Source organism: Hominilimicola fabiformis, from assembly GCF_020687385.1.
Lineage (GTDB): Bacteria > Bacillota > Clostridia > UBA1381 > UBA1381 > Hominilimicola > Hominilimicola fabiformis.
The window spans coordinates 10103-31315 of record NZ_JAJEQM010000005.1; the positions used below are offsets into that span (position 1 = coordinate 10103).

Genomic DNA, 21213 nt, shown 5'->3' on the forward strand with positions numbered 1-21213 from the left:
AGATGAGAACAATATCGAATAAGAATTACACAATATATCATTTACATAGCGATTTGTCAAATGGTGTAACAAATATTGATAGCGTAACTAAATATTATGAATATATCGAAGCAGCAAAAAAATGTGGTATGAAAGCAATGGGGTTTGCTGAACACGGTTCAATACTTGAATGGGTACATAAAAAAAACAAAATAGAAGAAAACGGAATGAAATATATTCATGCAGAAGAATTTTATGTAACTGAAAAATTGTATTTTGAACCAGAAATACCAAATGAAATGTATGAATCTACGGTAGATACTGATGAGAAAGAAATGCAAGTCAAAATTAAAAAATATATTGAAGATAATAGAACTCAAAAGAGAGATAATTATCATGTGGTTTTGATTGCTAAAAATTATGATGGTGTAATTGAATTAAATCACCTATCATCAAAAGCCTTTCAAAGAGATGGACATTTTTATTACAATCCACGAATTTCATTTGATGAGTTAGTGTCTACTTCTAATAATATTATTATATGTACTGCTTGTATCGGAGGCATCTTGGCTAGTGGCACACCTAAAATTAAAGAGGCATTTTTGAAGTTTCTTATTGAAAATAAGGATAGATGCTATCTTGAAATACAGCATCACAATGATGATATGCAAATAAAATATAATCAATTTTTAAATGTGATTTCTCAAAAATACGACATTCCACTAATTGCAGGCACAGATACACATGCTTTAAATGATAATCATTTACGAGGTAGAGCAATTATGCAGAAGTCTAAAGGTGTTAATTTTGATTCGGAAAGTAATTGGGATTTGACTTTTAAAACCTATGATGAATTAGTGTCTGCATATGAAAAACAAGATGCACTATCAAAAAATGTCTATCTAACAGCAATTGAAAATACAAATGTTATGGCTGATAGTATTGAAGAATTTTCATTAGATTATTCTAAAAAATATCCTAAATTATACAACGATTCAATGGCAGTATTTAAGCAAAAAATTTTAGAAGGCATAAAGCAACGTGGGGTTGATAAATATAAAAATTTTCAGCAATATAAAGATAAAATTATATATGAACTTGAAACGTATAAACATAATGATGCTATTGACTTTATGCTATTAGAAGAAGATTACAAGCGAGAACTTAGAAAACAAGGTGTTCATTATGGATATTCAAGAGGTTCAGTTTCGGGAAGTATTATAGCATACCTTTTGGGAATTACTGATGTAGATAGTATTAAATATAACTTGAATTTTGAGCGTTTTATGAATAAAGAACGTATAAGTCTTGCTGACGTTGATTCTGATTGGTTTAGCGAAGATCGATGGAAAGTTAGAAAATATCTTTTTGAAAAAGATGGCTTATATTGTTGCAATATTGTGACATTTAATACAATTAAAATGCGTGGCGCAATTAAAGACGTTGGCAGAGCTTTAGGAATGACACTCCAAGAAACGCAAGAATTGTGTAATTTAGTACAAGAAGATGAAAACAAAAAGGAATTTGTTGAAGATAAGATTAGAGAAAAACATAAGCAGTTATTCGAATATGTTGATATAGTCACTGGAACTATCACTTCTTTGGGTAGACATGCAGCGGGACTTGTGGTTTCTCCACATGAAGTGGACAAGGCATTTGGAACATTATATATTTCTTCTGACGATAAACCTATTTCACAAATAAATATGAAAGAAATTGATTCGCTTAATTATGTTAAATTAGACGTGTTGGGTTTGGACTGTGTGGGACTTATAGATAGGACTTGCAAGGCAGCAAATATTCCATTTTTAACACCTGACAATCTTGATTTTAATGACAAGGCTGTATGGGATGATATTTCGAAAGACACGACTCTTATTTTTCAATTTGAGTCAGATTTTGCAGGTTCGTACCTTAGAGATATTCTTCGAGAATCTACAATTAAAAACATAAAAAAGAAGAATCCAAATTTCTCATATATTGACTTGATGAGCATGGCAAATGGTGCTATTAGACCGGCAGGCGAATCGTATCGAACAGAATTATCACAAGGAATTTATAGAGATAATGGACATCCTGCATTAAATGATTTCCTTGCTCCAACATTAGGTTATTTGGTATATCAAGAACAGATTATTGAATTTTTACATAAGTTTTGTGGATTTACAATGGGCGAAGCCGATGTCGTTAGAAGACATTTTAGTAAGAAAACAGGAACAGAGACTGATATCCCTATTATAAAAGATGGAGGATATTTAACTAGTAACAAAACACATTACATTAAAGGCTTTGTGCAAACAATGAAAGAAGAATATGGAGTAGAAAAGGGCGAGGCTGAAAAACTTATCGGAAATTTCTTGCAAGTTATTATTGATGCATCGGATTATTTGTTCTCAAAAAACCATGCTGATCCATACACATTTCTTGGCTTTGCTTGTGCCTATCTTAGACATTATTATACTTTAGAAACTATAACATCTGCTTTAAACATCTATGTATCAGACAAAGAAAAATCATTGAATATAAAAGAATATGCGATATCAAAAGGATATGTAATTGAGCCAATTAAATTCAGAAAATCAAGAGCGGAATATGAATTTGATAAAGAGAATAATAAAATATATCAAGGAATCGCTTCTATCAAATTTTGTAACAGTATTATAGCTGATGAATTATATTCATTAAGAAACAATAAATATAATTCATTTATTGAATTGATTGCGGATATTAAAAGTAAAACATCTGTAAATACTAGACAATTAGAAATATTAACAGGTCTTAATTTCTTCTCTGAGTTTGGCAAAAACAAATATCTTCTTAATGTTATAAATATCTATAATAAATTCTCATCATGTAAACAAATTAACAGATCAAAATTAGAATCTTTGGGAATTTCAGAATTTATTGCAAAAAAATATTCTGAAAAAGAAACACCTTCTTTATTCAAAGGTATTGATAATATAGGATTGATTACAGAATTGTGCAAGAATTTAGAAAATATAGAAATGGGTATTATTGAAATGGTTAAGTTTGAAAAGGAACATCTTGAGATGGTCGTTTATACAAATAAACAAGTTGGAAATGACTATTATATTATTGTAGATTATAAAACCTACAAAGATACGACTAAACCATATTTTACGGCTCGAAAAATAAAGACCGGTAAAGAAGTTCATTCTAGGATTAAACAAAGTAAAATATTTAAGGAAAATCCATTTGGCTTATATTCGGTATTAAAAATAAAAGAATTTATGCCAGAATTTAAAAAGAAGTTTACTGATGGTAAATGGAGTGTAACAGATGAAACCGAAGATGTCTTAACGGAGTATGAGGTGATAAAAAGTTGAAAGAAAAAGAAGACAAGGAAATTATTTTCAAAGGAAGAGTTATAAGACAAACCTATGATGGTGGCGACTATAAAATTTATGCACTAGATGTTGATAAAGAAATTTACCCAGAAATTAAATTTACAAAGTACGGAAACGCAACAATAACAGGAGAAATGCATGAATTAGGAATTGGTATAGAATATGAAATCAAAGCAATCGAACAGAATACAAAATATGGATATAGTTATAAAGTTCTTAATATAAGAAGAGACAAGCCAAAATCAGCTTCAGATATGTATATATTTTTAGAGGAGATACTCACTTTGAAACAGACAAACACATTATATGAAATTTACCCTGATATTGTTGACAGGGTAATGAACGACCGCCTTGAAGATATAGACTTAAATAAATTGCCTGGTATTAAAGAGTACACATTCAATATTATTAAAGAAAAAATTATTGAGAATTTTTGCTTGGCTGAGTTAGTAATTGAGTTTCAAGGCTTATTAAGTCTTTCCATGTTAAAGAAATTATATGAGAAATATACTTCTGTTAATATGATAAAGAAAAAACTTCGTGAAGACCCATATAAATGTTTGTGTGGATTGGCAAAGGTTGGGTTTACAACTGCCGACGGAATTCTATTAGAACTTGAAAAAATATCAAAAGAGAATAAAAAAAATAATAAAGATATTATTATTGAATTTGATACAGATTTAAAAACCAGCAAGCATAGATGTTTGTCGTGTATGTTGTATCTTTTAGAAAAAAATGAAGAAGAAGGACATACATTGATGTCAATTAATGATTTAAGAAATCAATGTATGAAAATGGTTCCGGCATGCTCTAATCATTTTGTTGAATGTATGAAACATGAAAGTATTTATTACAATAAAGATTCCATGGCTGTATCATTGAAGTCTACATATGAAATAGAAAAATATATAGCAGAGAATATAATGTTAGGATTGATTAATCTACATCATCAATGGGACTTTAATTGTGCAAAATATTATATTGTAAATGGTTGTGAATTGTCAGATGAACAATTAGAGATTGTAAAAAATATTTGTAGATATAACATATGCATTCTTAATGGTGCAGGCGGTACAGGAAAATCATTTTGTACACAAGCAGTCATTAATATGCTTAAAGACAATAATAAATCATTTAAATTATTTTCACCAACTGGCAAAGCTGCAAAAGTGCTGTCAGATTACACGCAAGAAAATGCCACAACAATACATAGAGGTTTGGGGTATATGCCACCTAACACTTGGAGTTATAATGAAGAACATAAACTTGATTGTGATGTACTTATTATTGATGAGTTTTCTATGACAGATATTTTCTTGTTTAAAAGAATATTAGATGCAATTGATTTTAGTAGAACAAAATTATTATTGATTGGAGACAATGCCCAATTACCATCAGTATCATGTGGAAACTTATTACATGATTTTATGGAATCACATATTATTCCAACTGTTACATTAACAAAGGTGTTTCGTTATGGCGAAGGCGGGTTAATGAAAGTAGCAACAGATGTCCGTTTTTGTAAACCGTATCTTAATAATGTATGTGAACGATTTACATGGTTTGGCGACAATAAAGATTATGCATTTGTGAACATTGGTAGTGATATTATGGTCAAAAATGCAGTTGCATTATATAGCAAGTTACTTTCTCAAGGTTACAAAGCAGAAGAAATTCAAGTATTAACTGCATACAAAAAAGGTGACATTGGGTCAATCTCGATTAATAATGCCATTCAGAAAGTTGCCAATAAGAATTATGGCTGCGATGAATATATGAAAATTGGAGATACGGTTTATTATAAAGGTGATCTTGTAATTCAAAATGTCAATAATTATCACGCACAATTATATGTAGATGATGAATTCTGCTTAGATGAAGATATGGACGAAACTTTTATTGCAAATGGTGAGACGGGAGTTGTTATAGCAATCAAAAAAGAATATTTGTTGATTGATTTTGACGGCGTAATAGTTAAATATTTTAGAAATGATATGCAAATGGTTGGGCTTGGATATTGTATCACAATTCATAAATCACAAGGCAGTTCTATTAAAGTTGTAATCTTACTTACTCCTCAAGCTCATACATTTATGCTCAATTCGAATCTAATATATGTTGGATTGACAAGAATGAAAGAAAAATGTTTCCATTTAGGTAATGTAGATACGGTGAATTTGGCTGTTAAGAAGAAGGCGAATTTTGCTAGGAATACATTTATGCAAAAATTGCTGAAAGATATATGCAAAAAGATTGGCGAATCATTGACAAATGCTGAAAACAACAAAATAAGAAAGGAAACAGTTCAAACAAATGAATAGTAAGTCAAGTATATTTAATTCAATTTTAGATACGATTGAGTCAGAAGACATTAGAAAGTTCGCAGAAAGATGTATCCAAACAATCCCAGATTATTTCTGGGATGTAGGAGCATCAAGTACGGGAAGATACCATCCTCAATATGCTCTTGGAGATTTAGGATTGGCAAGACATACATGTGCATTGGTCAGATTCTTAAATCACATCTTTGCAGTTAAATGTTTCGGCGAGAATTTTACACAAAGAGAGAAAGATTTAATGAGAGTAGCCGGAATGATGCACGATTCACGAAAGAGTGGAAGTAATGAAGATTTTCAGAAGAATAAATACACAAAATTTAATCATCCATTACTTGCAGGAGATGTTATTCGAAATTTAAAAGGTCATGAGTTGCCTGATAATGAGGTCGAAATGATCGCTACAACCATCGAAAGTCATATGGGTGAATGGAATACTGATAAGAGAAGTTCAACTGTCTTGCCTTTACCAACGAATGAATTTCAAAAAATTCTTCATTTGGTAGACTATTTGGCGAGTAGAAAAGATATTGAAGTTCTGTTTAATGGATATGAGACATCCAATACAACACCATCGCTTGATACATACATATTGACCTTTGGCAAACATAACGGTGAAAAATTGACAGATGTTGCTCACACTGACCCAAGTTATATCTCGTGGGCGAAAGAGAATATAACAAAAGAACCACTTAGAACTCTTTTGACAAAAATATAGGTGGTAATTATGGAATGGTTTAAGAAGTGGCTAACAGATGGATTTACTAAAGTACCGTTGTTGAGTATTAGTGTTAATCTAAAATTCTTCAAAAAATATGGAGCGAAATATTCTTGTACTTGTCGAGTTAATAAGCTATTCAAGAATGATTGGTATATTAAAAGAACAATGGAAGATTTATGTGAATATATAAGAAAAAATTATAATATGGAGGACTTGGAATGAAGAAATTTGAAATAGGTCTATGTATTACAGCGTTAATCATATGTGGTATTGGCATAATTTTGGCAGCAATCGGTGCATTCTTGTCAATTTTGCAGAATGATTGGCTATGGGTGTTGGTTGATATATTACTCATTATATTAAATGGGTTGAATATATATCTCAATTATACAATGATATCAGATGAATTTGGCTGGTAGGAGGAAAATGATAAATATGAATTCTTTGGAGAAATTATTTCCATCAAAAGAACTAATCAAACAAGCTTATTCAAGAAAACTTCGGTACGATATGTGGGATAAGCAATCACCGATATATGTATATAACATTTTTGATAGTACGATTAGGAAAATGTCGAATAAAGGACAAATAAAAGAGATGTTTCTTTATCCTATATTTACATCACCTTGTGTAGCATTTTCGGATAAAAAATCAGCAGAAATATATAAGCAGGTACAAGATACACTTGATACTAAAATTCAAGAAAAGGTCAAAGAAAGTTTTAAGATGGGATATTCTAATTTGGTAGAAGTTAATAAGATAAGAACTGATATAGAACAATGACTTAGGAGGACAATTATATGACTTTGGTAGATATTATGAGAAAGTACAAGATAGATAAAGTCGGTTATGGAATGCAACCCAAGAAAAATATTGATTTTTCAAAAGTCTTTAAAGCAAAGTATATAGATGTTTATGCATTTTACTATGACAATGAAGAATTTCCATACGAATATACATGTATTGATGTTGAAGGAATGGGTTATGGTTGGTTATGGTGTGCCAATAAGATTAGAAGGCATTTTAAATTTTTACAACGTAAAGCGGTAATACAAAAAGCAATGTTTTACATAGATAACATTAAAAATGATTGTAATGTTCTTACTTATGAGCGTGACGGAGCAAATTACTTAGGGTTCATGTATTCGCCGGAACTTTACGTGCAGATACGAACAAGTAATAAAGAATTGCATTATGATTAATAGGAAGGAGAATGTATTAATGGCGGTACATAGAGAAAAAATTAATTTATATAAAACGATAAAAAAGATATTTCCTAAAATCCTCATAAAAGACCTTAATGAAAATGAACGAATTTGTCCAGATTGTCATGGTCTTGGAGTGAAGATTAACACACGTGTTTTCGGAACTGGAGATAGTTTGGAAAGCCACCCTTACAGAACTGAAGCTCTTGCATTGTGTCCACATTGTTTTAATGGTGTGCAAAAAATATGTAAGTATTGCGGTCAACCTTATAAAGGTCATTGTGATTGTGAAGGGCAACTGGCAGAAGACTTAAAAATACAAGAACAGAAGTGGAAACTATACCTAAAGCAAAAGAAGTTGACGAAAGGGATGTAACAACGATGCTCTATTGCGAAGAAAATGAGGAATATTATTCTACAGTCGATGATTTTGCGGAAGATTTTATGTATAACCATAGTGAGCTGTTTGATGCCCTTGGCATAAGACCAACAAGATTATGGGTTGCATCAGAAGAAAAAATTCATATTGATGCAGATGAAATTGTTCTGGACGCTTGTTCCGTATTAGGAGAAGATACCGAATATGTTTGCGATAATGATTCTTTGCAAAAGTTGTTGGATGATTGGTGTGAGGAACAGACGGCAACTACGACATATTATCCTTGCTATAAAGAGTATGTCGTGGTGAATTGGGACAAGTATATAGAGGAAGGGTGATTATATGGAACATATTGTTCAATTTGCAATCAGTATAGATGATGACACAATAAAAAGAAACATTGAAAATAGCGTAGAAAGGCAAGTGACCAGGAAGATAAACAGCGATTGTATGAAGGCACTTGTTGGTAAGAAAAGTATTACAAATTGTGATTATACTCAGAAGTTAAAAGAAATGGTTGATGATAATATTCAAAATTTTCTAGCCGAGAATAAAGATGAAATCATCAAGATTGCAGCCGATAAATTGTCTGAAAAATTATCTAGAACAAAAGCAGTCAAAGAAGCGATAAACAAAAGTATAGAAGAATTTTTATAAGGAGAATAAATACATGTGGTTATTAAAGTTGCATTTTGCATTTTCAATATTGTGTTTGATTACATTTTTTGGAGTTATGATGTTTTCGAAAGATGTTTTAAAACGGAATGGATATGTAGACGAGATTGAAGGTAAGAAAATATTCGATATTATCTTAGGTGTATTCGATCATTTATTTCTCTTATCCTACTAATGTTTGTTCCTATTTTAAACATATCGGGCGTTATCATAATATTTCAAATGATAAGAATGTCAAAAGATGAGTTTATGGACTGGTAACAAGACAAATTTGAAGAATTTAGAAGTCGAAAAAAATGACTAGCGGTTGAATCTGAGATTTCAAAGAGATTTTAATACTATATATAGATAATATTTTAAATATAGATACAATATATAGTGGTTAAAAATGAGTAAAACATGACGGAGGTGCTTATGAAGAATAAAAATGTAAACGCGATACTCGACTTTGTTCGATTTACAGACATAGATGAGTTGAAAGTAGTAAGAAAAGATGGAGGCTATTGTTTGGAAGTAACATTGTTGGGAGAGACGGATACTCATTTTGTCAAAAGTATTGCTACATTGAAACTACCAATGGATATAAAACACAGTTCTCTAACATCAGGTTGTCGAGATAGTCTTTCATTTTTACAAAAAGAACAGCCTACTATGATGATGAATTTGGGATTTGGGTATTTAGAAGTTGAAGATGGAAAATTTGATTTGGAGATTGTAGGAGATAAAAGAAAAGACATGACCTTATCAGAGATAGAAGAAAAACTCGGTTACAAAATCAAACTTGTAAGTGAAAAGTAGGTGGAGTTATGAACCCATACGAAATAACATTTAGAGCCTTATTGGGAGCATTTTTGAAATGTGGAATATGTGTTGAGAGAATAAATGTAGATGAGAATACTGTTTATATTTCTCTTCCCAAAAATTCATATATCCATGGACAAGGTTGCATCAAAAACATTGATGACCAAGCAAAAATAATCAAAAAGCTTCTTATTAATATAGGTATTCTTCCGTCTGACGGAAAAGTGAAATATCGAGGTACAAATTTTTGCTGGACGAAAGAAACTGGCGATGAAAATTTTATTAATAATATTGAATTGGTGTTAGGAGAATATTAAATATGAAGAAAAATAAAAACAAGGTTGTTCTGCCAGTGGCATGTGAAAATCCGAATAATGTATCGGTTACAACTTTAAGCCTTAATCAAGTGGGTGTGAAAGTTTCTGATGACTTTGAGGGCGAAAAACCGGTAAAGATAATTCTTACCTCTGTTGATAAAGATTGTGGTGTTTACTTTAAAATGTATTATGTTACGGAAGACGGCAATATTTATCCAATGGAGCAAGATGACGAATAAGATTGCAAATAAAACTATTGTTTAGAGAGGAGAAAATGCAAATATATGAAATATAGCATTAAAACAACAAAGACTTTAACGACAGATAATGGTCTGAAATTCTCTGTCGGTCAGGATATTGCATTTATGTTATATGATGAAAAATCAAATTATCATGATCACTACATAGGTGAAATAACCGAAATAACAGAGAACACTATTACAATCAAAAATATCGAAGTTGATGGAGAAGATATTAACGGAGAAATGATTATTGATTTGCATTTAATTGAACCGGATAGTTGCGATTATGTTTATTTTGGTTAAGTGGCAAACCATAAAAAATGAAAAAGAAAGGATATGGCATAATAAATAAAAAGAACAGAACAACACAATATTAAGTATGGGTCAGATTTTTATAAATTCATAGATGAATATTGTTTTAAATCTAAGAATCTATATAATTATGCAAATTATATAATACGTCAAGAATTTATAAACAATGGAAAATGGATTCATTATAATGAATTATTTCGGTTAGTAAAAGAATCCAATCCATATAAGAATATTGGAAGTAATGTAGGTCAAGGAACATTGAGAATTCTTGATAAAATGTGGAAATCATTTTTTGTTGCTATTAAAGATTGGGCAAGATATCCAAATAAATATTTAGGAAGACCTAAAATTCCTAAATATAAAGCAAAAGGTGGAAGATTTGTTCTTTCTTTAGATAGTAATAAAGTAAAATTAAAGAATGGTTATGTATATTTTGCATGGAAACCATTCAAAAAATTTAATAACTTATTTAGAACTAATGCGAAAGATAGAATACTACAATGTCGATTTATTCCAAGATGTAGGGAATATATAATGGAAATTGTATACGAAATTGAAACACCTGATATTTCAAAAAATTCTGATAGGATAGCTGCTATTGACATGGGAGTTAATAATTTTATAACTATGGTAAACAACATTGGTGAAAATCCGATAGCTGTTAAAGGTGGAATTATTAAGTCAATTAATCAGTTTTATAATAAACAAAAGGCAAATATTCAATCAGAATTGAAGAAGGTAAATGATAAGGAATGGTCAAAGAAATTACAAAAATTTACTAATAAACGGTACGAAATGATTAAATATCAGATGCATTGTATTAGCAAATATGTAGTTGATTGGTGTGTTCTATATGGAATTGACACTTTAGTTGTAGGGTATAACAATGAATGGAAACAAAAGAAACAGGGTCTGCAAAATTTCACATATATTCCTTATGAACTGTTTATAAAAATGCTTTCATATAAGTGTGCGAATAATGGAATTAAGTTTATAGAGAATGAAGAATCATATACTTCTGGGACATCGTTTTTAGACAATGAAGATCCCATAAAAGAGAATTATAGAAAAGAACGTAGAGTATATAGAGGATTATTTATTGCGAATTGTGGAAAGAAAATAAATGCAGATGTAAATGGGGCATATCAAATTATGAAGAAGGTATTTCCAAAGATTTTTATCAATGGAATAAAGGGTGCAGGTTTACACCCAACGATTATAAACTTGGCTTGTGTTAAGTGAGTAATGTAAACGTGTGATAGAAACACGATGAATTGTGAGTTTCAAGAGGAGGAATATATGGGTTCAACAAGAGATAATATATACATTGATATTAATAAAAGAACATTTTTTTTGGCGGATAATATAGATAATGAATCCGCCGGTAAACTTATGTGGGATATTTTATACTTAATTAGAGAAGATAAAGAGCAAGATAAAAAAATATTATGCTATAACCGTGAGCCAATCAAATTATATATTAATTCTTATGGAGGTTCAATAGATGATATGTGGGGTTTAATTGATATAATTCTTGCAAGCAAAACTCCAATTTATACATATTGTCTTGGATATGCGCAAAGTGCAGCATTTAACATTTTCTTAGCAGGACATAAAAGATTTTGTCTTGAACATTCAGTGTTTATGTATCATCAGATGTCTTATTGGAGAGACGGGAAACACCAAGACTTTGTTGAAAACAGGGTCGAAATGGACAACATTAATAAGCAAAACGAAGAATACGTAATAAAAAGAACAAAAATTCCTGAAGATGTTATTAGGAATGTTCGTGAGACAAAGAAAGATTTCTATATCCATTCTTCTAAGGCAATAGAATATGGTGTTGTAGATAAGATTTTAATGTAAATAGATGCTGAAATTGAACTTAGATAAAATAAAGGAGAATAACATTATGGAAGATAACAAAATAAAATTTATAACAAATGAGTCTGATGATTGGTCAATTCTTCAATGCGGAGATTTTAAAACATGCAATCATCAAATTTCTAAAGAAGAATGGGTAGAACTACTAAGATATCTTGGACATGAAGTAGACTACAAAGAGATTTCAGATGAAGATATGCAGGAATTGATGTAATTGAGACATTGTGTGATTGTATAAGAGACACTCCAGCAAGTTGCGATGCATGTTACTTAAACGAATATCCTGAAACATGTAAAGCAAATAGAGTTATTGAGAAGTTTGAAAATACAAAAGCTAAAAACAACTAACGAATTATGTTTTTCAATGGGTTACATTGATACATGAAATGGAGAAATAAAAATATGAAGTGTTTGATAAGTACCGCTCATGGACATAGTCCAGAAGAAGTGTTAAGAATATATTATAAGCTAAAAAACTTTAATCCTATTGTCGTAAGCGAAAGCTGGCGTCTTATTATGATTGAAGTTGAAAATTTACAACAGTTAATTGATAATTTGAAATTTCCACTTATAATAGACCGAGCAAGAAAGAAGGATATTTCCTATGGCTGGTTGATAAAAAAACATAATATCAAATATGATATAACAATTTATGATGATTATATAGAGTAAATACAAAAATTTAACTTTTAATTCAATAGAGCAATTCTGCTCAAAATTTCCGGAACAAATAGAGAATATATTATCGTAGCTACAAAACAATATTTAGAAAGGATAAGAATGTTCACAGTGAGTAAACCTGCGCAGGTACTAATTAAAGGTGAACAAATTTGAAAAATACATACATAAAAAGTCCACTTAATTATGTGGGCGGCAAATACAAATTACTTCCACAGATTATTCCGTTATTCCCAGATAAGATTGACACATTTGTTGATTTGTTTGGAGGTGGTTTTAATGTCGGAATAAATGTAAATGCCAATCGTATTATTTATAACGACACTTGTGCACAAGTAGTTGATCTACTTAAACATTTTTATGCTCATGACTCAGAATATATTCATAGTCAAATAATAAAAACTATAACGGATTTTGAACTTAGTCGATCAGATATCAATGGATATGCAATGTATGGATGTGAATCGAGTAAGGGACTGGGCGAATATAATAAACCTAAATATTTTGAACTGCGAAAGGCTTATAATGCCAATCCTGATTGGATTAAATTTTATACACTTATAACATGTTCATTTAGCAATCAAATACGTTTTAATTCAAAGGGCGAATTTAATATGCCATATGGAAAGCGTGATTATAATATTTCTTTACAGAAAAAGCTTAAAGTATTTGTTGAAGAAATGGGAAAGAAAGAGATATTGTTTTTGAATAAAGATTTTAGAGATTACAATTTTAAAGTAGATAATTTTATATACGCCGATCCTCCATATTATAATTCAACAGCAACTTATAATGAAAATGGAGCTTGGTCAGAACAAGATGAAAAAGATTTATTGGATATGTTAGATAGTGTTGATAAAAACGGGAAATTTGCTCTCAGCAATAATCTTAAATATGATAACCCGTATTTAGATGAATGGAAAGATAAATATAATGTACATTATTTGAATGGCGATTACAGTAATTGTAACTATCATAAGATTGACAGAAGTAAAGATTGCGAAGTATTAATTACAAATTATTAAAGGTTATCAAAGAAAGAGTGTATTGAAATGGATAAATTAAGAAACAAACTATACAAAGAAATGGAGAGTTGGGTCAGTGATTTGGTCACTGACTCCGACTTGCCAAAACGTGAATTATTATCAGCTTATGCATATGAATATTGTATTAAGGACGAGATCATTGATTTTTTCGATGGTTGTAATGATGAAGAATGGAATGATTATTATAATGACTTACTTCAAAAAGACAACACATTGGAATATCTATACGGAGAATATATGGAATGTGACACAGCTCATATACAAGATGTCATTATTGATTTTATGTATTTTGATAAGGGATATTATGAATTTGTAAAATAAAAATAGAAGGAGAATATTAATATGGATAATTTAATATCATCAGATATTATGCCATCGGCACAAGAAGCAAAGCAGATGACGAAAGAAAGTATTAAGAATTTCAATAGTCAACAACTATCAGATATTTCACAAAAGATTACAAATGCAATTACTGATGGGGATTTTGCTATTGAATATAAAGACCATTTAGATGATAAAACATACAAAAAATTAAAAGAACTTGGCTATAAAATCGACATGATATCGTTAGTTCCTAAAATCTGTAGTATCAGTTGGTTGTAAAACAAATGAAAAAGATGTAATAAACGAGGAGGAATAATAACGCATTATGTTTGAAACAGAAAAATATGAATTATGGCATGGCGATTGTCTTGAATTAATGAAAAATATTCCTGATAAATCAGTTGATTGTATTATAACAGATTTACCATATGGCGTTACTGCCAAGAATAAATGGGATACTATAATTCCTTTCGAGCCGTTATGGCAACAATATAAGCGAATTTCAAAAGACAATACAGCTATTATTTTATTTGGACAAGATAAATTCACAGCAAAATGTATGCTGTCTAATGAAAAGATGCATAGATATAATCTTATTTGGAAGAAAGTGTTACCTACGGGATTTTTAAATGCAAATAGGATGCCATTAAGAGAACATGAAGATATAATGGTGTTTTATAAAAAATTACCTACATATAATCCTCAAAAAGTAAAAGGAAGTCCTTGTCATAAAAAGGGTAAGGTCGTTGGGAAAACGAACGATTCTCAATTGAAAAATAATAATTATGGCAATTTTAAATGTGTCGAAACAGAAGGAGATTTGAAATTTCCGACATCTGTTTTAGAATTTGCTAAGCCACATCCAAGTATCACGTGCCACCCAACCCAGAAAAGTGTAGAATTATTAGAATGGTTAGTAAAAACATACAGTAACGAAGGCGACATAATACTTGATTCTTGTATGGGTTCGGGGACTACTGGTATTGCATGTAAAAACCTAAATAGAAAGTTTATTGGTATTGAATTAGATGATAATTATTTTGAAGTGGCAAAAGAAAGAATATTAGGATGCTAAAATGAAAGTTCGGTTTCAAAGAGAGGAAAAATTTTTATTAAAATGATCAATTATGATTTTGAGGGAAAAGAAAATGCAATTACGGCAGAACATTTAAAGAATGGTGAAATTTGCAAAGTTGTTGGATATGGACAATCTATGACCCCTATTCTTAAATCTGGTCAACCTGTAATTTGCAAACCAGTGACAAAAGATACACCACTAAAGAAAAATGATATTGTATTATGTAAGGTCAAGGGCAATTATTATTTACATAAAATTTCTGCTATCAAAAATGGTGTTAGTTATCAAATATCTAACAATCATGGACATGTGAATGGAACAATTAATAAAAACAATATCTTTGGAATTGTGGTAGAAATATTATGACAGAAGGAGAACATCTAAATATGAAAAAAGTTTATGTTGTTATGGGGCTTCATCCGAGCCATGCAATGAGTGAAATAAAAGCCGTATTCAAAGAGAAGAAGAAAGCTGAAGAATATTGTTTTCGTCATATTAATTGTAGCATTAAAGAATATAGTTACAGTGATGATAAAACTTATACACCTCTTGAGAGGGTGATTATAGAAGGCGAAATTAATGCACAATCACTTCCTGATTGTACATTTGAGCATCTGACAAAAGAAGATGCTGGTTATAAAGGCGAGGAATTTGTATGTGTTTTTCATATATGGGGAGCCCCTTGCTTTAAATTTCAAATAAACAAAATACTTCCTGATAATTATAATGAAGAAATAGAAAAAATAAAATATGCACAAATATTACAAGATGTTATAAATACAAGTAAGGTAGAACTAAAAGGAATTCCGTTAGATGGGTTTGGGCAAATGATTAGAATCTCTGATTTAATTGTGTCCAAATTGGAGAAGATCATTGCTGAAAAGTTTAATGTGAAAATTGAAGATTAAATAATGAAACTTTCGTTTTAAAGGAAGGAGAAATATGTTGAATTTATTTCCAGCGGAATACATAAGAGAAAATGAAGACGGTTCGTGTAATGTATATATGCCAATGCAAGATACAGATGAACTTGGAAATTATATAAATGGATTTGGCGTCTGGCGTTATTCTTCTATGAAAGAATATGAAAATAGTGTAAATATGGCGTTGGTAGATGAGTTACTTCGAAAAATTCAAGAGCGACAAACAAAAGAATATATGAAATCAGAAGATATTTATGAAATTATTATTCATGAAGATTAATTGTATGTTAAAGAAAGGAGAATATATTATATGAGTTCAGAAGACAATTTCATAAAATCAGGAATAGACACAATAAAGATATTAACAATTATTTTTGTTGCATTAAAAGTGCTTGGATTAATACAGTGGTCATGGTTATGGGTATTTAGTCCAATATGGATAATAGGTATTTTGGCTATTATAAGTAGCATTTTTAAAAATATATAAATAAGGAGAATACATAAAATGAAATTTGAAAATACAGAGGTTTACGGCTTTAAACGGGCACTTAAAGGTATGAGAAACGCTCTTGAATCATGGCATAAAAACGATACGGTTGAAGAAAACGGCGAAGTTATAATCGGCGAAAACGATTTGAATCTTGCACAAAGACTTATAAAAGCAGGCAGTGAGCATCGTAAATTTATGCGGCAGATTTTTGTATCAGTTGATATTACTGCTCCGCTTTACTGGTGGAAGGAGTTTGATACATATAAAGTAGGAACAACTGCAAACAGCACATCGACAATGCACAAACTTGCGTCAACACCTATTACTGCCGAGTGTTTTGAAATTGACGATTACAATTCAGATCTTGATTATGACGGCACAAAACTTGGTGATGTGATAGACAAGCATATAGAATTTTTGGAGAGTATGCGTGTAAAGTATCTTGAAACAAAGGATAAGGCATATTGGAAAGAACTTATCAGATGGTTGCCGTCAGCGTGGCAGCAGACAAGAACCGTTACAATGACATACGAAAATCTTTTGGCAATGTGTTCAAAAGGTCAGAGAAGATTTCACAAATTGACAGAATGGTCAAAGTCATTCATCGATTGGGCGAGAACACTTCCGTATGCACAGGAATTGATATTTCCTGATGAGGTGGAGAATATATAAATGTATGTTGTATTCTATGGTTGTGGAAGCTATAAAATCTTCCAGACCAAAGAGGAGGCTTTAATTTTTTGCGAAAATTTAGGGATAACATGGATAGATAAGGTGGGTTAAATGAATAAAATAACACGAATGAAAGAATTAATTGCTGAATTAAATAATGCGGCAAATGCTTATTATAATACGGCAAAGCCGATAATGAGCGATGCGGAATTTGATTCAAAACTTGAAGATTTACGTTCATTGGAAGAAGAAACAAATATAACAATGGCAAATAGCCCAACACAAAAAGTTGGAACGGAAGTATTGGATAGTATCGCTAAAGTAGTGCATAAGACACCAATGCTATCACTTAATAAATGCCACTCAGTCGAAGAAATTGAGAAGTTTGCAAATTATCGTCCTCTTGTTGCTTCTATAAAATTAGACGGTTTGTCGTGTAGATTGATTTATGAGAATGGTGACTTGGTAAGAGCTGAGTCAAGGGGCAATGGTATAGAAGGTAATGATATTACTCAGGCAGTAAAACAATTTCAAAATGTTCCGTTACATATTAATAAGGAAGGAACTTATGTTATTGATGGTGAGGCATTGATAACACTTGATGATTTCGCCAAGATAAATAAAGACGGACAATTTAAAAATAGTCGTAATCTTTCTGCCGGTACATTATCAAGTCTTGATACGTCAGTTGTAAAAGATAGACGATTGAGTTGGTTTGCGTGGGAAGTTATCGAAAATGATAGTGCCGATGAAACGAACCTTTCATTCCATAATCAACTCGCAGAAGCAAGCGAATTAGGGTTTGATGTAGTTCCATTTTTTGATGTTGTTTCGTTTGAAAACGTACATATGGACTATCAGGTAGTAATAGATAAAATGTTGGACATTGCGGAACAAGAATGCCTTCCACAAGATGGAGTTGTTTTTAAATTTGATGATGTGCAATATGGTAAATCTCTTGGCAACACAAGCCACCATTTCAGAAATGGTATCGCCTTTAAGGTTAAGAATGATTCAGTAGAAACCACATTGAAGAATATTGAATATACAATCGGTAAAACAGGAGTATTAACTCCAACGGCGGTATTTGAGCCAGTAGAAATTGAAGGTACTACTGTTGAAAGAGCAACTCTACATAATATATCAATAATGAAAGAATTATTAGGAAATCCTTGGATTGGTCAGAAAATCGGAGTATTTAAAGCAAATCTCATCGTTCCTGCTATTCGTTGGGGTGAAATAGATAACCACACCACAGAAAGACAATACATACCAATCCCAACACATTGTCCTATATGTCATCAACCGGCAATAATCAAGAAGGACAATGACTCAGAAGTTTTGATTTGTACAAATGAATATTGTGAGGGAAAGTTATTAAAAAGACTATCTCATGCAGTTTCAAAAAATGCTCTTAATATTGAAAACTTATCAGAAGCATCTCTAAAAAGATTTATTCAACTTGGATATGTAAAGTCCATCAAAGATATTTATCATCTTGAAGATTTTAAAGAACAAATTCAATCTCTTGAAGGCTTTGGTCAAAAGTCTGTCGAAAAGCTATTATCAGCAATTCAGAAAAGTAGAAATACAACATTGGCTCAATTTCTGTATTCATTAAGCATTCCGTTGTTGGGGAAAAACGCAAGCAAAGATATTTCAAAAGTATGTGAAAATGATTTTAATATATTTGTTAATGTATTGTCAAACAAGGAGAGAAAAGCATTTACGCATATTGATGGTATTGGGATTGAGTTAGCTATGTCTATGACTGACTATTGGAAAAAATACAATTTAGATATTTTAGATTTAGCAAATGAGTTCATTTTTGAAAAAGAAAAAGAGAATAGTACAGTAGATACACTTCAAGGTAAAAGTTTTTGTATTACCGGAAAGTTAATCAGCTACTCTAATCGTGCCGAATTAGTTAAAGAGATTGAAAGCCATGGTGGCAAAGTTGTAAGTTCTGTTACAAAAAAGACAGATTATTTAATCAACAATGATACCGAAAGTGTGTCGTCAAAAAATAAAACCGCTAAGAGTTTGGGTATTCCAATTATTAGCGAAGTCAAATTCAAACAAATGAGAGAAGGAGAAAAATAATATGATTCATATTCAGAAAAGTAATGAGGGAATAGATATTCCAAAGAAAGATTTTGCCAGTATTAATATCTCTACTAATCTTTACTTTAACGGTAAAGAAATAAAGAGATACGTCAACAAAGTTCATATGAAGATTAAGCCGTCCGATAATGCATTGTGCGAAGATGAACGCATTGACAGAGAAGATTGTATATATAAACTTGAAGAACTTAAAGATATTATATCAATTACTATTGACGGTGAAACTTATAAAGTACCATGGAAAGACAGTAAAAAGGAATACAACGTAAATGTATGGGAGGATACAAAGAAAAATGGTGATGAGGTTGAAATAACAATCTTTAAACCAATGGAGAAAAATAGAAAATGATTTATTCAAACAATGATCCAATGGCAATTTCAGCTATGGAGATTACAAGGACAGGTAACTATGGGGAATATGATTATGATGATTCTCCGATAATTTGTCCGATTTGTAACGAAGAGGCAGAAGTATTATATAAGAATATATTCAATAATGAGATTGTTGGATGTAATGAATGTATAAAAGAAACTTATGAAAACGAATGAGAAAGGAATTTGAACAATGAGAAATTTAAGAAAAGTAATATGTGGAGTAATGGCAGTTGTATCAATGGCAACAGGAATGATGAGCGTAAGTGCAGACGAAACAAAGTGGGAAACACATTATGTTTCTGCTCAAAACGGTTTGAACTGTCGAATCAAGCCAAGCACAGAAGATAGTGAAATAATCAAGGTATTCCCAAGGGGAACAGAACTTCAAGTCATAGGTGTTGATGAAACAGGTAAGTGGTATGAAGTTTGGGACGGCGAAACTCAAGGATATTGCTATGGTACATATTTTGTTGATAATAAAGAAGATTTGGACAAACAAGAAGTTGCAAGTGATGGTGTAAAAGGTTCATATCTTGGAAACTTTTATGTCACTGGTTATACTGCTTCGCCATCTGAAAATGGGGGTTATTCAGTAACTTGTATGGGAGATAATCTATACTCGTCAGTCGGATGGGCTATCGCAGTAGATCCAAAAGTTATTCCGTTGGGAACAAAAGTTTACATAGAAGGTATTGGTTACAGAGTTGCTCGTGATACAGGCGGTGCAATTAAGGGTAACAAGATTGATGTATTGACCTCATCAAATAGCGAATCGAATGCAATTACAGGAAATTATAATGTTTATCTTGCAGAATAAGAAAGGGGAATTTTAATAATTGGCAACTAAGGCACGATTGAGAGAACTTGCACAAGCCGATTTGCAGCGTGAGTGTAGGGCATTTGAAAGTAGAAGTGGAGAAGTCGTCATTCGACAGGCTTCTCCTGAAGAATTGAAAAAATACAGAGCAATAGCAAATATAACACGGAAAAGAAAGGGATTAAAATTACTATGATAGAAACGATTGTTTTAATAGATACAATGGAAAAAATTAAGAAGTTCAATGTAGCATGCCAACATCATATAGGTGATGTTACGGTTTGTAGTGGTAGAAATATTGCGGACGGCAAAGAATTATATAAGTATAGAATTGATGGTAAGTCAATACTTGGTTTGTATAGTCTTGATTTGTCTACTCCGGTTAAGGTTGAGATAGAAGGTGATATAGATGAAGAACTAAAATCAGTTATTAACGAAATGATAGCTTAATTTAAGGAGAAATGCGT

32 protein-coding genes are annotated in these 21213 nt (G+C 31.1%); all 32 read left to right on the forward strand.

The genetic code is table 11. From position 1 onward, the window contains the following. The first annotated feature begins 2 nt into the window (after positions 1-2). The 32 genes from LKE05_RS04435 (at position 3) to LKE05_RS04595 (ending at position 21196) form a co-directional block, all read left to right on the forward strand. Positions 3-3326 carry a PHP domain-containing protein gene (locus LKE05_RS04435; protein ID WP_308456068.1) on the forward strand — a complete coding sequence of 1108 codons (3324 nt, stop codon included), beginning with the start codon at positions 3-5 and terminating at the stop codon, positions 3324-3326. Beyond that, on the forward strand, positions 3323-5668 hold the full coding sequence (locus LKE05_RS04440; RefSeq protein ID WP_308456069.1) for an AAA family ATPase: 2346 nt from the start codon (positions 3323-3325) through the stop codon (positions 5666-5668). Before LKE05_RS04435 ends, LKE05_RS04440 begins: the two co-directional genes overlap by 4 nt. After that, a complete protein-coding gene (locus LKE05_RS04445; protein ID WP_308456070.1) occupies positions 5661-6401 on the forward strand; it encodes an HD domain-containing protein in 741 nt (246 codons plus the stop codon). Before LKE05_RS04440 ends, LKE05_RS04445 begins: the two co-directional genes overlap by 8 nt. 221 nt (positions 6402-6622) lie before the next feature. Further along, a complete protein-coding gene (locus LKE05_RS04450; protein ID WP_308456071.1) occupies positions 6623-6823 on the forward strand; it encodes a hypothetical protein in 201 nt (66 codons plus the stop codon). A gap of 16 nt (positions 6824-6839) precedes the next feature. Continuing rightward, a complete protein-coding gene (locus tag LKE05_RS04455) occupies positions 6840-7187 on the forward strand; it encodes a hypothetical protein (protein WP_308456072.1) in 348 nt (115 codons plus the stop codon). Between the two features lie 17 nt (positions 7188-7204). Then, positions 7205-7606, forward strand: a complete 402-nt coding sequence (locus LKE05_RS04460; protein ID WP_308456073.1) for a hypothetical protein — start codon at positions 7205-7207, stop codon at positions 7604-7606. Between the two features lie 19 nt (positions 7607-7625). Further along, entirely contained in the window at positions 7626-7985 is a 360-nt protein-coding gene (locus LKE05_RS04465) for a hypothetical protein (RefSeq protein ID WP_308456074.1), read from the forward strand. Then, a complete protein-coding gene (locus LKE05_RS04470) occupies positions 7940-8326 on the forward strand; it encodes a hypothetical protein (protein WP_308456075.1) in 387 nt (128 codons plus the stop codon). Before LKE05_RS04465 ends, LKE05_RS04470 begins: the two co-directional genes overlap by 46 nt. A 4-nt stretch (positions 8327-8330) precedes the next feature. Next, complete coding sequence (locus LKE05_RS04475; RefSeq protein WP_308456076.1) at positions 8331-8645, forward strand: hypothetical protein; 315 nt, start codon at positions 8331-8333, stop codon at positions 8643-8645. Positions 8646-9077: 432 nt separating this feature from the next. Then, complete coding sequence (locus LKE05_RS04480; protein ID WP_308456077.1) at positions 9078-9461, forward strand: hypothetical protein; 384 nt, start codon at positions 9078-9080, stop codon at positions 9459-9461. A gap of 8 nt (positions 9462-9469) precedes the next feature. Then, positions 9470-9781, forward strand: coding sequence for a hypothetical protein (locus LKE05_RS04485; RefSeq protein WP_308456078.1), 312 nt, complete (start codon positions 9470-9472; stop codon positions 9779-9781). 2 nt (positions 9782-9783) lie between these two features. Continuing rightward, positions 9784-10020 (forward strand): hypothetical protein, encoded by a 237-nt coding sequence (locus tag LKE05_RS04490; RefSeq protein ID WP_308456079.1) that lies wholly within the window; start codon positions 9784-9786, stop codon positions 10018-10020. 45 nt (positions 10021-10065) lie between these two features. Next, the gene (locus LKE05_RS04495) at positions 10066-10326 is read left to right on the forward strand and encodes a hypothetical protein (RefSeq protein WP_308456080.1); all 261 of its coding nucleotides are present in this window, start codon (positions 10066-10068) and stop codon (positions 10324-10326) included. 99 nt (positions 10327-10425) lie between these two features. Further along, positions 10426-11577, forward strand: a complete 1152-nt coding sequence (locus tag LKE05_RS04500; protein ID WP_308456176.1) for an RNA-guided endonuclease InsQ/TnpB family protein — start codon at positions 10426-10428, stop codon at positions 11575-11577. 57 nt (positions 11578-11634) lie between these two features. Next, on the forward strand, positions 11635-12201 hold the full coding sequence (locus LKE05_RS04505; RefSeq protein ID WP_308456081.1) for an ATP-dependent Clp protease proteolytic subunit: 567 nt from the start codon (positions 11635-11637) through the stop codon (positions 12199-12201). A gap of 46 nt (positions 12202-12247) precedes the next feature. Further along, complete coding sequence (locus LKE05_RS04510; RefSeq protein ID WP_308456082.1) at positions 12248-12433, forward strand: hypothetical protein; 186 nt, start codon at positions 12248-12250, stop codon at positions 12431-12433. A 188-nt stretch (positions 12434-12621) separates the two neighbouring features. Then, positions 12622-12891, forward strand: coding sequence for a hypothetical protein (locus LKE05_RS04515; RefSeq protein ID WP_308456083.1), 270 nt, complete (start codon positions 12622-12624; stop codon positions 12889-12891). Positions 12892-13049: 158 nt separating this feature from the next. Beyond that, complete coding sequence (locus LKE05_RS04520) at positions 13050-13922, forward strand: DNA adenine methylase (RefSeq protein ID WP_308456084.1); 873 nt, start codon at positions 13050-13052, stop codon at positions 13920-13922. Positions 13923-13949: 27 nt separating this feature from the next. Beyond that, positions 13950-14264, forward strand: a complete 315-nt coding sequence (locus LKE05_RS04525) for a DUF3848 domain-containing protein (RefSeq protein ID WP_308456085.1) — start codon at positions 13950-13952, stop codon at positions 14262-14264. A 21-nt stretch (positions 14265-14285) separates the two neighbouring features. Then, positions 14286-14546 carry a hypothetical protein gene (locus LKE05_RS04530; protein WP_308456086.1) on the forward strand — a complete coding sequence of 87 codons (261 nt, stop codon included), beginning with the start codon at positions 14286-14288 and terminating at the stop codon, positions 14544-14546. A 46-nt stretch (positions 14547-14592) separates the two neighbouring features. After that, positions 14593-15342 carry a DNA-methyltransferase gene (locus LKE05_RS04535; RefSeq protein WP_308456087.1) on the forward strand — a complete coding sequence of 250 codons (750 nt, stop codon included), beginning with the start codon at positions 14593-14595 and terminating at the stop codon, positions 15340-15342. A 42-nt stretch (positions 15343-15384) separates the two neighbouring features. Further along, positions 15385-15711: a S24 family peptidase gene (locus tag LKE05_RS04540; RefSeq protein WP_308456088.1), complete on the forward strand. Its 327-nt coding sequence runs from the start codon at positions 15385-15387 to the stop codon at positions 15709-15711. 20 nt (positions 15712-15731) lie between these two features. Further along, positions 15732-16253, forward strand: coding sequence for a hypothetical protein (locus tag LKE05_RS04545; RefSeq protein WP_308456089.1), 522 nt, complete (start codon positions 15732-15734; stop codon positions 16251-16253). 34 nt (positions 16254-16287) lie between these two features. After that, the gene (locus tag LKE05_RS04550; protein WP_308456090.1) at positions 16288-16548 is read left to right on the forward strand and encodes a hypothetical protein; all 261 of its coding nucleotides are present in this window, start codon (positions 16288-16290) and stop codon (positions 16546-16548) included. A 30-nt stretch (positions 16549-16578) separates the two neighbouring features. Beyond that, a complete protein-coding gene (locus LKE05_RS04555; protein ID WP_308456091.1) occupies positions 16579-16755 on the forward strand; it encodes a hypothetical protein in 177 nt (58 codons plus the stop codon). 18 nt (positions 16756-16773) lie between these two features. Beyond that, positions 16774-17430 (forward strand): hypothetical protein, encoded by a 657-nt coding sequence (locus LKE05_RS04560; RefSeq protein ID WP_308456092.1) that lies wholly within the window; start codon positions 16774-16776, stop codon positions 17428-17430. A gap of 129 nt (positions 17431-17559) precedes the next feature. Further along, positions 17560-19533: an NAD-dependent DNA ligase LigA gene (gene ligA / locus LKE05_RS04565; protein ID WP_308456093.1), complete on the forward strand. Its 1974-nt coding sequence runs from the start codon at positions 17560-17562 to the stop codon at positions 19531-19533. Between the two features lies 1 nt (position 19534). After that, positions 19535-19903 carry a hypothetical protein gene (locus LKE05_RS04570; protein WP_308456094.1) on the forward strand — a complete coding sequence of 123 codons (369 nt, stop codon included), beginning with the start codon at positions 19535-19537 and terminating at the stop codon, positions 19901-19903. Next, positions 19900-20103 carry a hypothetical protein gene (locus tag LKE05_RS04575; RefSeq protein WP_308456095.1) on the forward strand — a complete coding sequence of 68 codons (204 nt, stop codon included), beginning with the start codon at positions 19900-19902 and terminating at the stop codon, positions 20101-20103. Before LKE05_RS04570 ends, LKE05_RS04575 begins: the two co-directional genes overlap by 4 nt. A 16-nt stretch (positions 20104-20119) precedes the next feature. Further along, positions 20120-20746 carry a 3D domain-containing protein gene (locus LKE05_RS14065; RefSeq protein WP_373367870.1) on the forward strand — a complete coding sequence of 209 codons (627 nt, stop codon included), beginning with the start codon at positions 20120-20122 and terminating at the stop codon, positions 20744-20746. Positions 20747-20765: 19 nt separating this feature from the next. Further along, the gene (locus LKE05_RS04590) at positions 20766-20942 is read left to right on the forward strand and encodes a hypothetical protein (protein WP_308456096.1); all 177 of its coding nucleotides are present in this window, start codon (positions 20766-20768) and stop codon (positions 20940-20942) included. After that, positions 20939-21196, forward strand: coding sequence for an HPr family phosphocarrier protein (locus LKE05_RS04595; RefSeq protein ID WP_308456097.1), 258 nt, complete (start codon positions 20939-20941; stop codon positions 21194-21196). The genes LKE05_RS04590 and LKE05_RS04595 overlap by 4 nt, the downstream gene beginning before the upstream one ends. Positions 21197-21213: the final 17 nt, after the last annotated feature.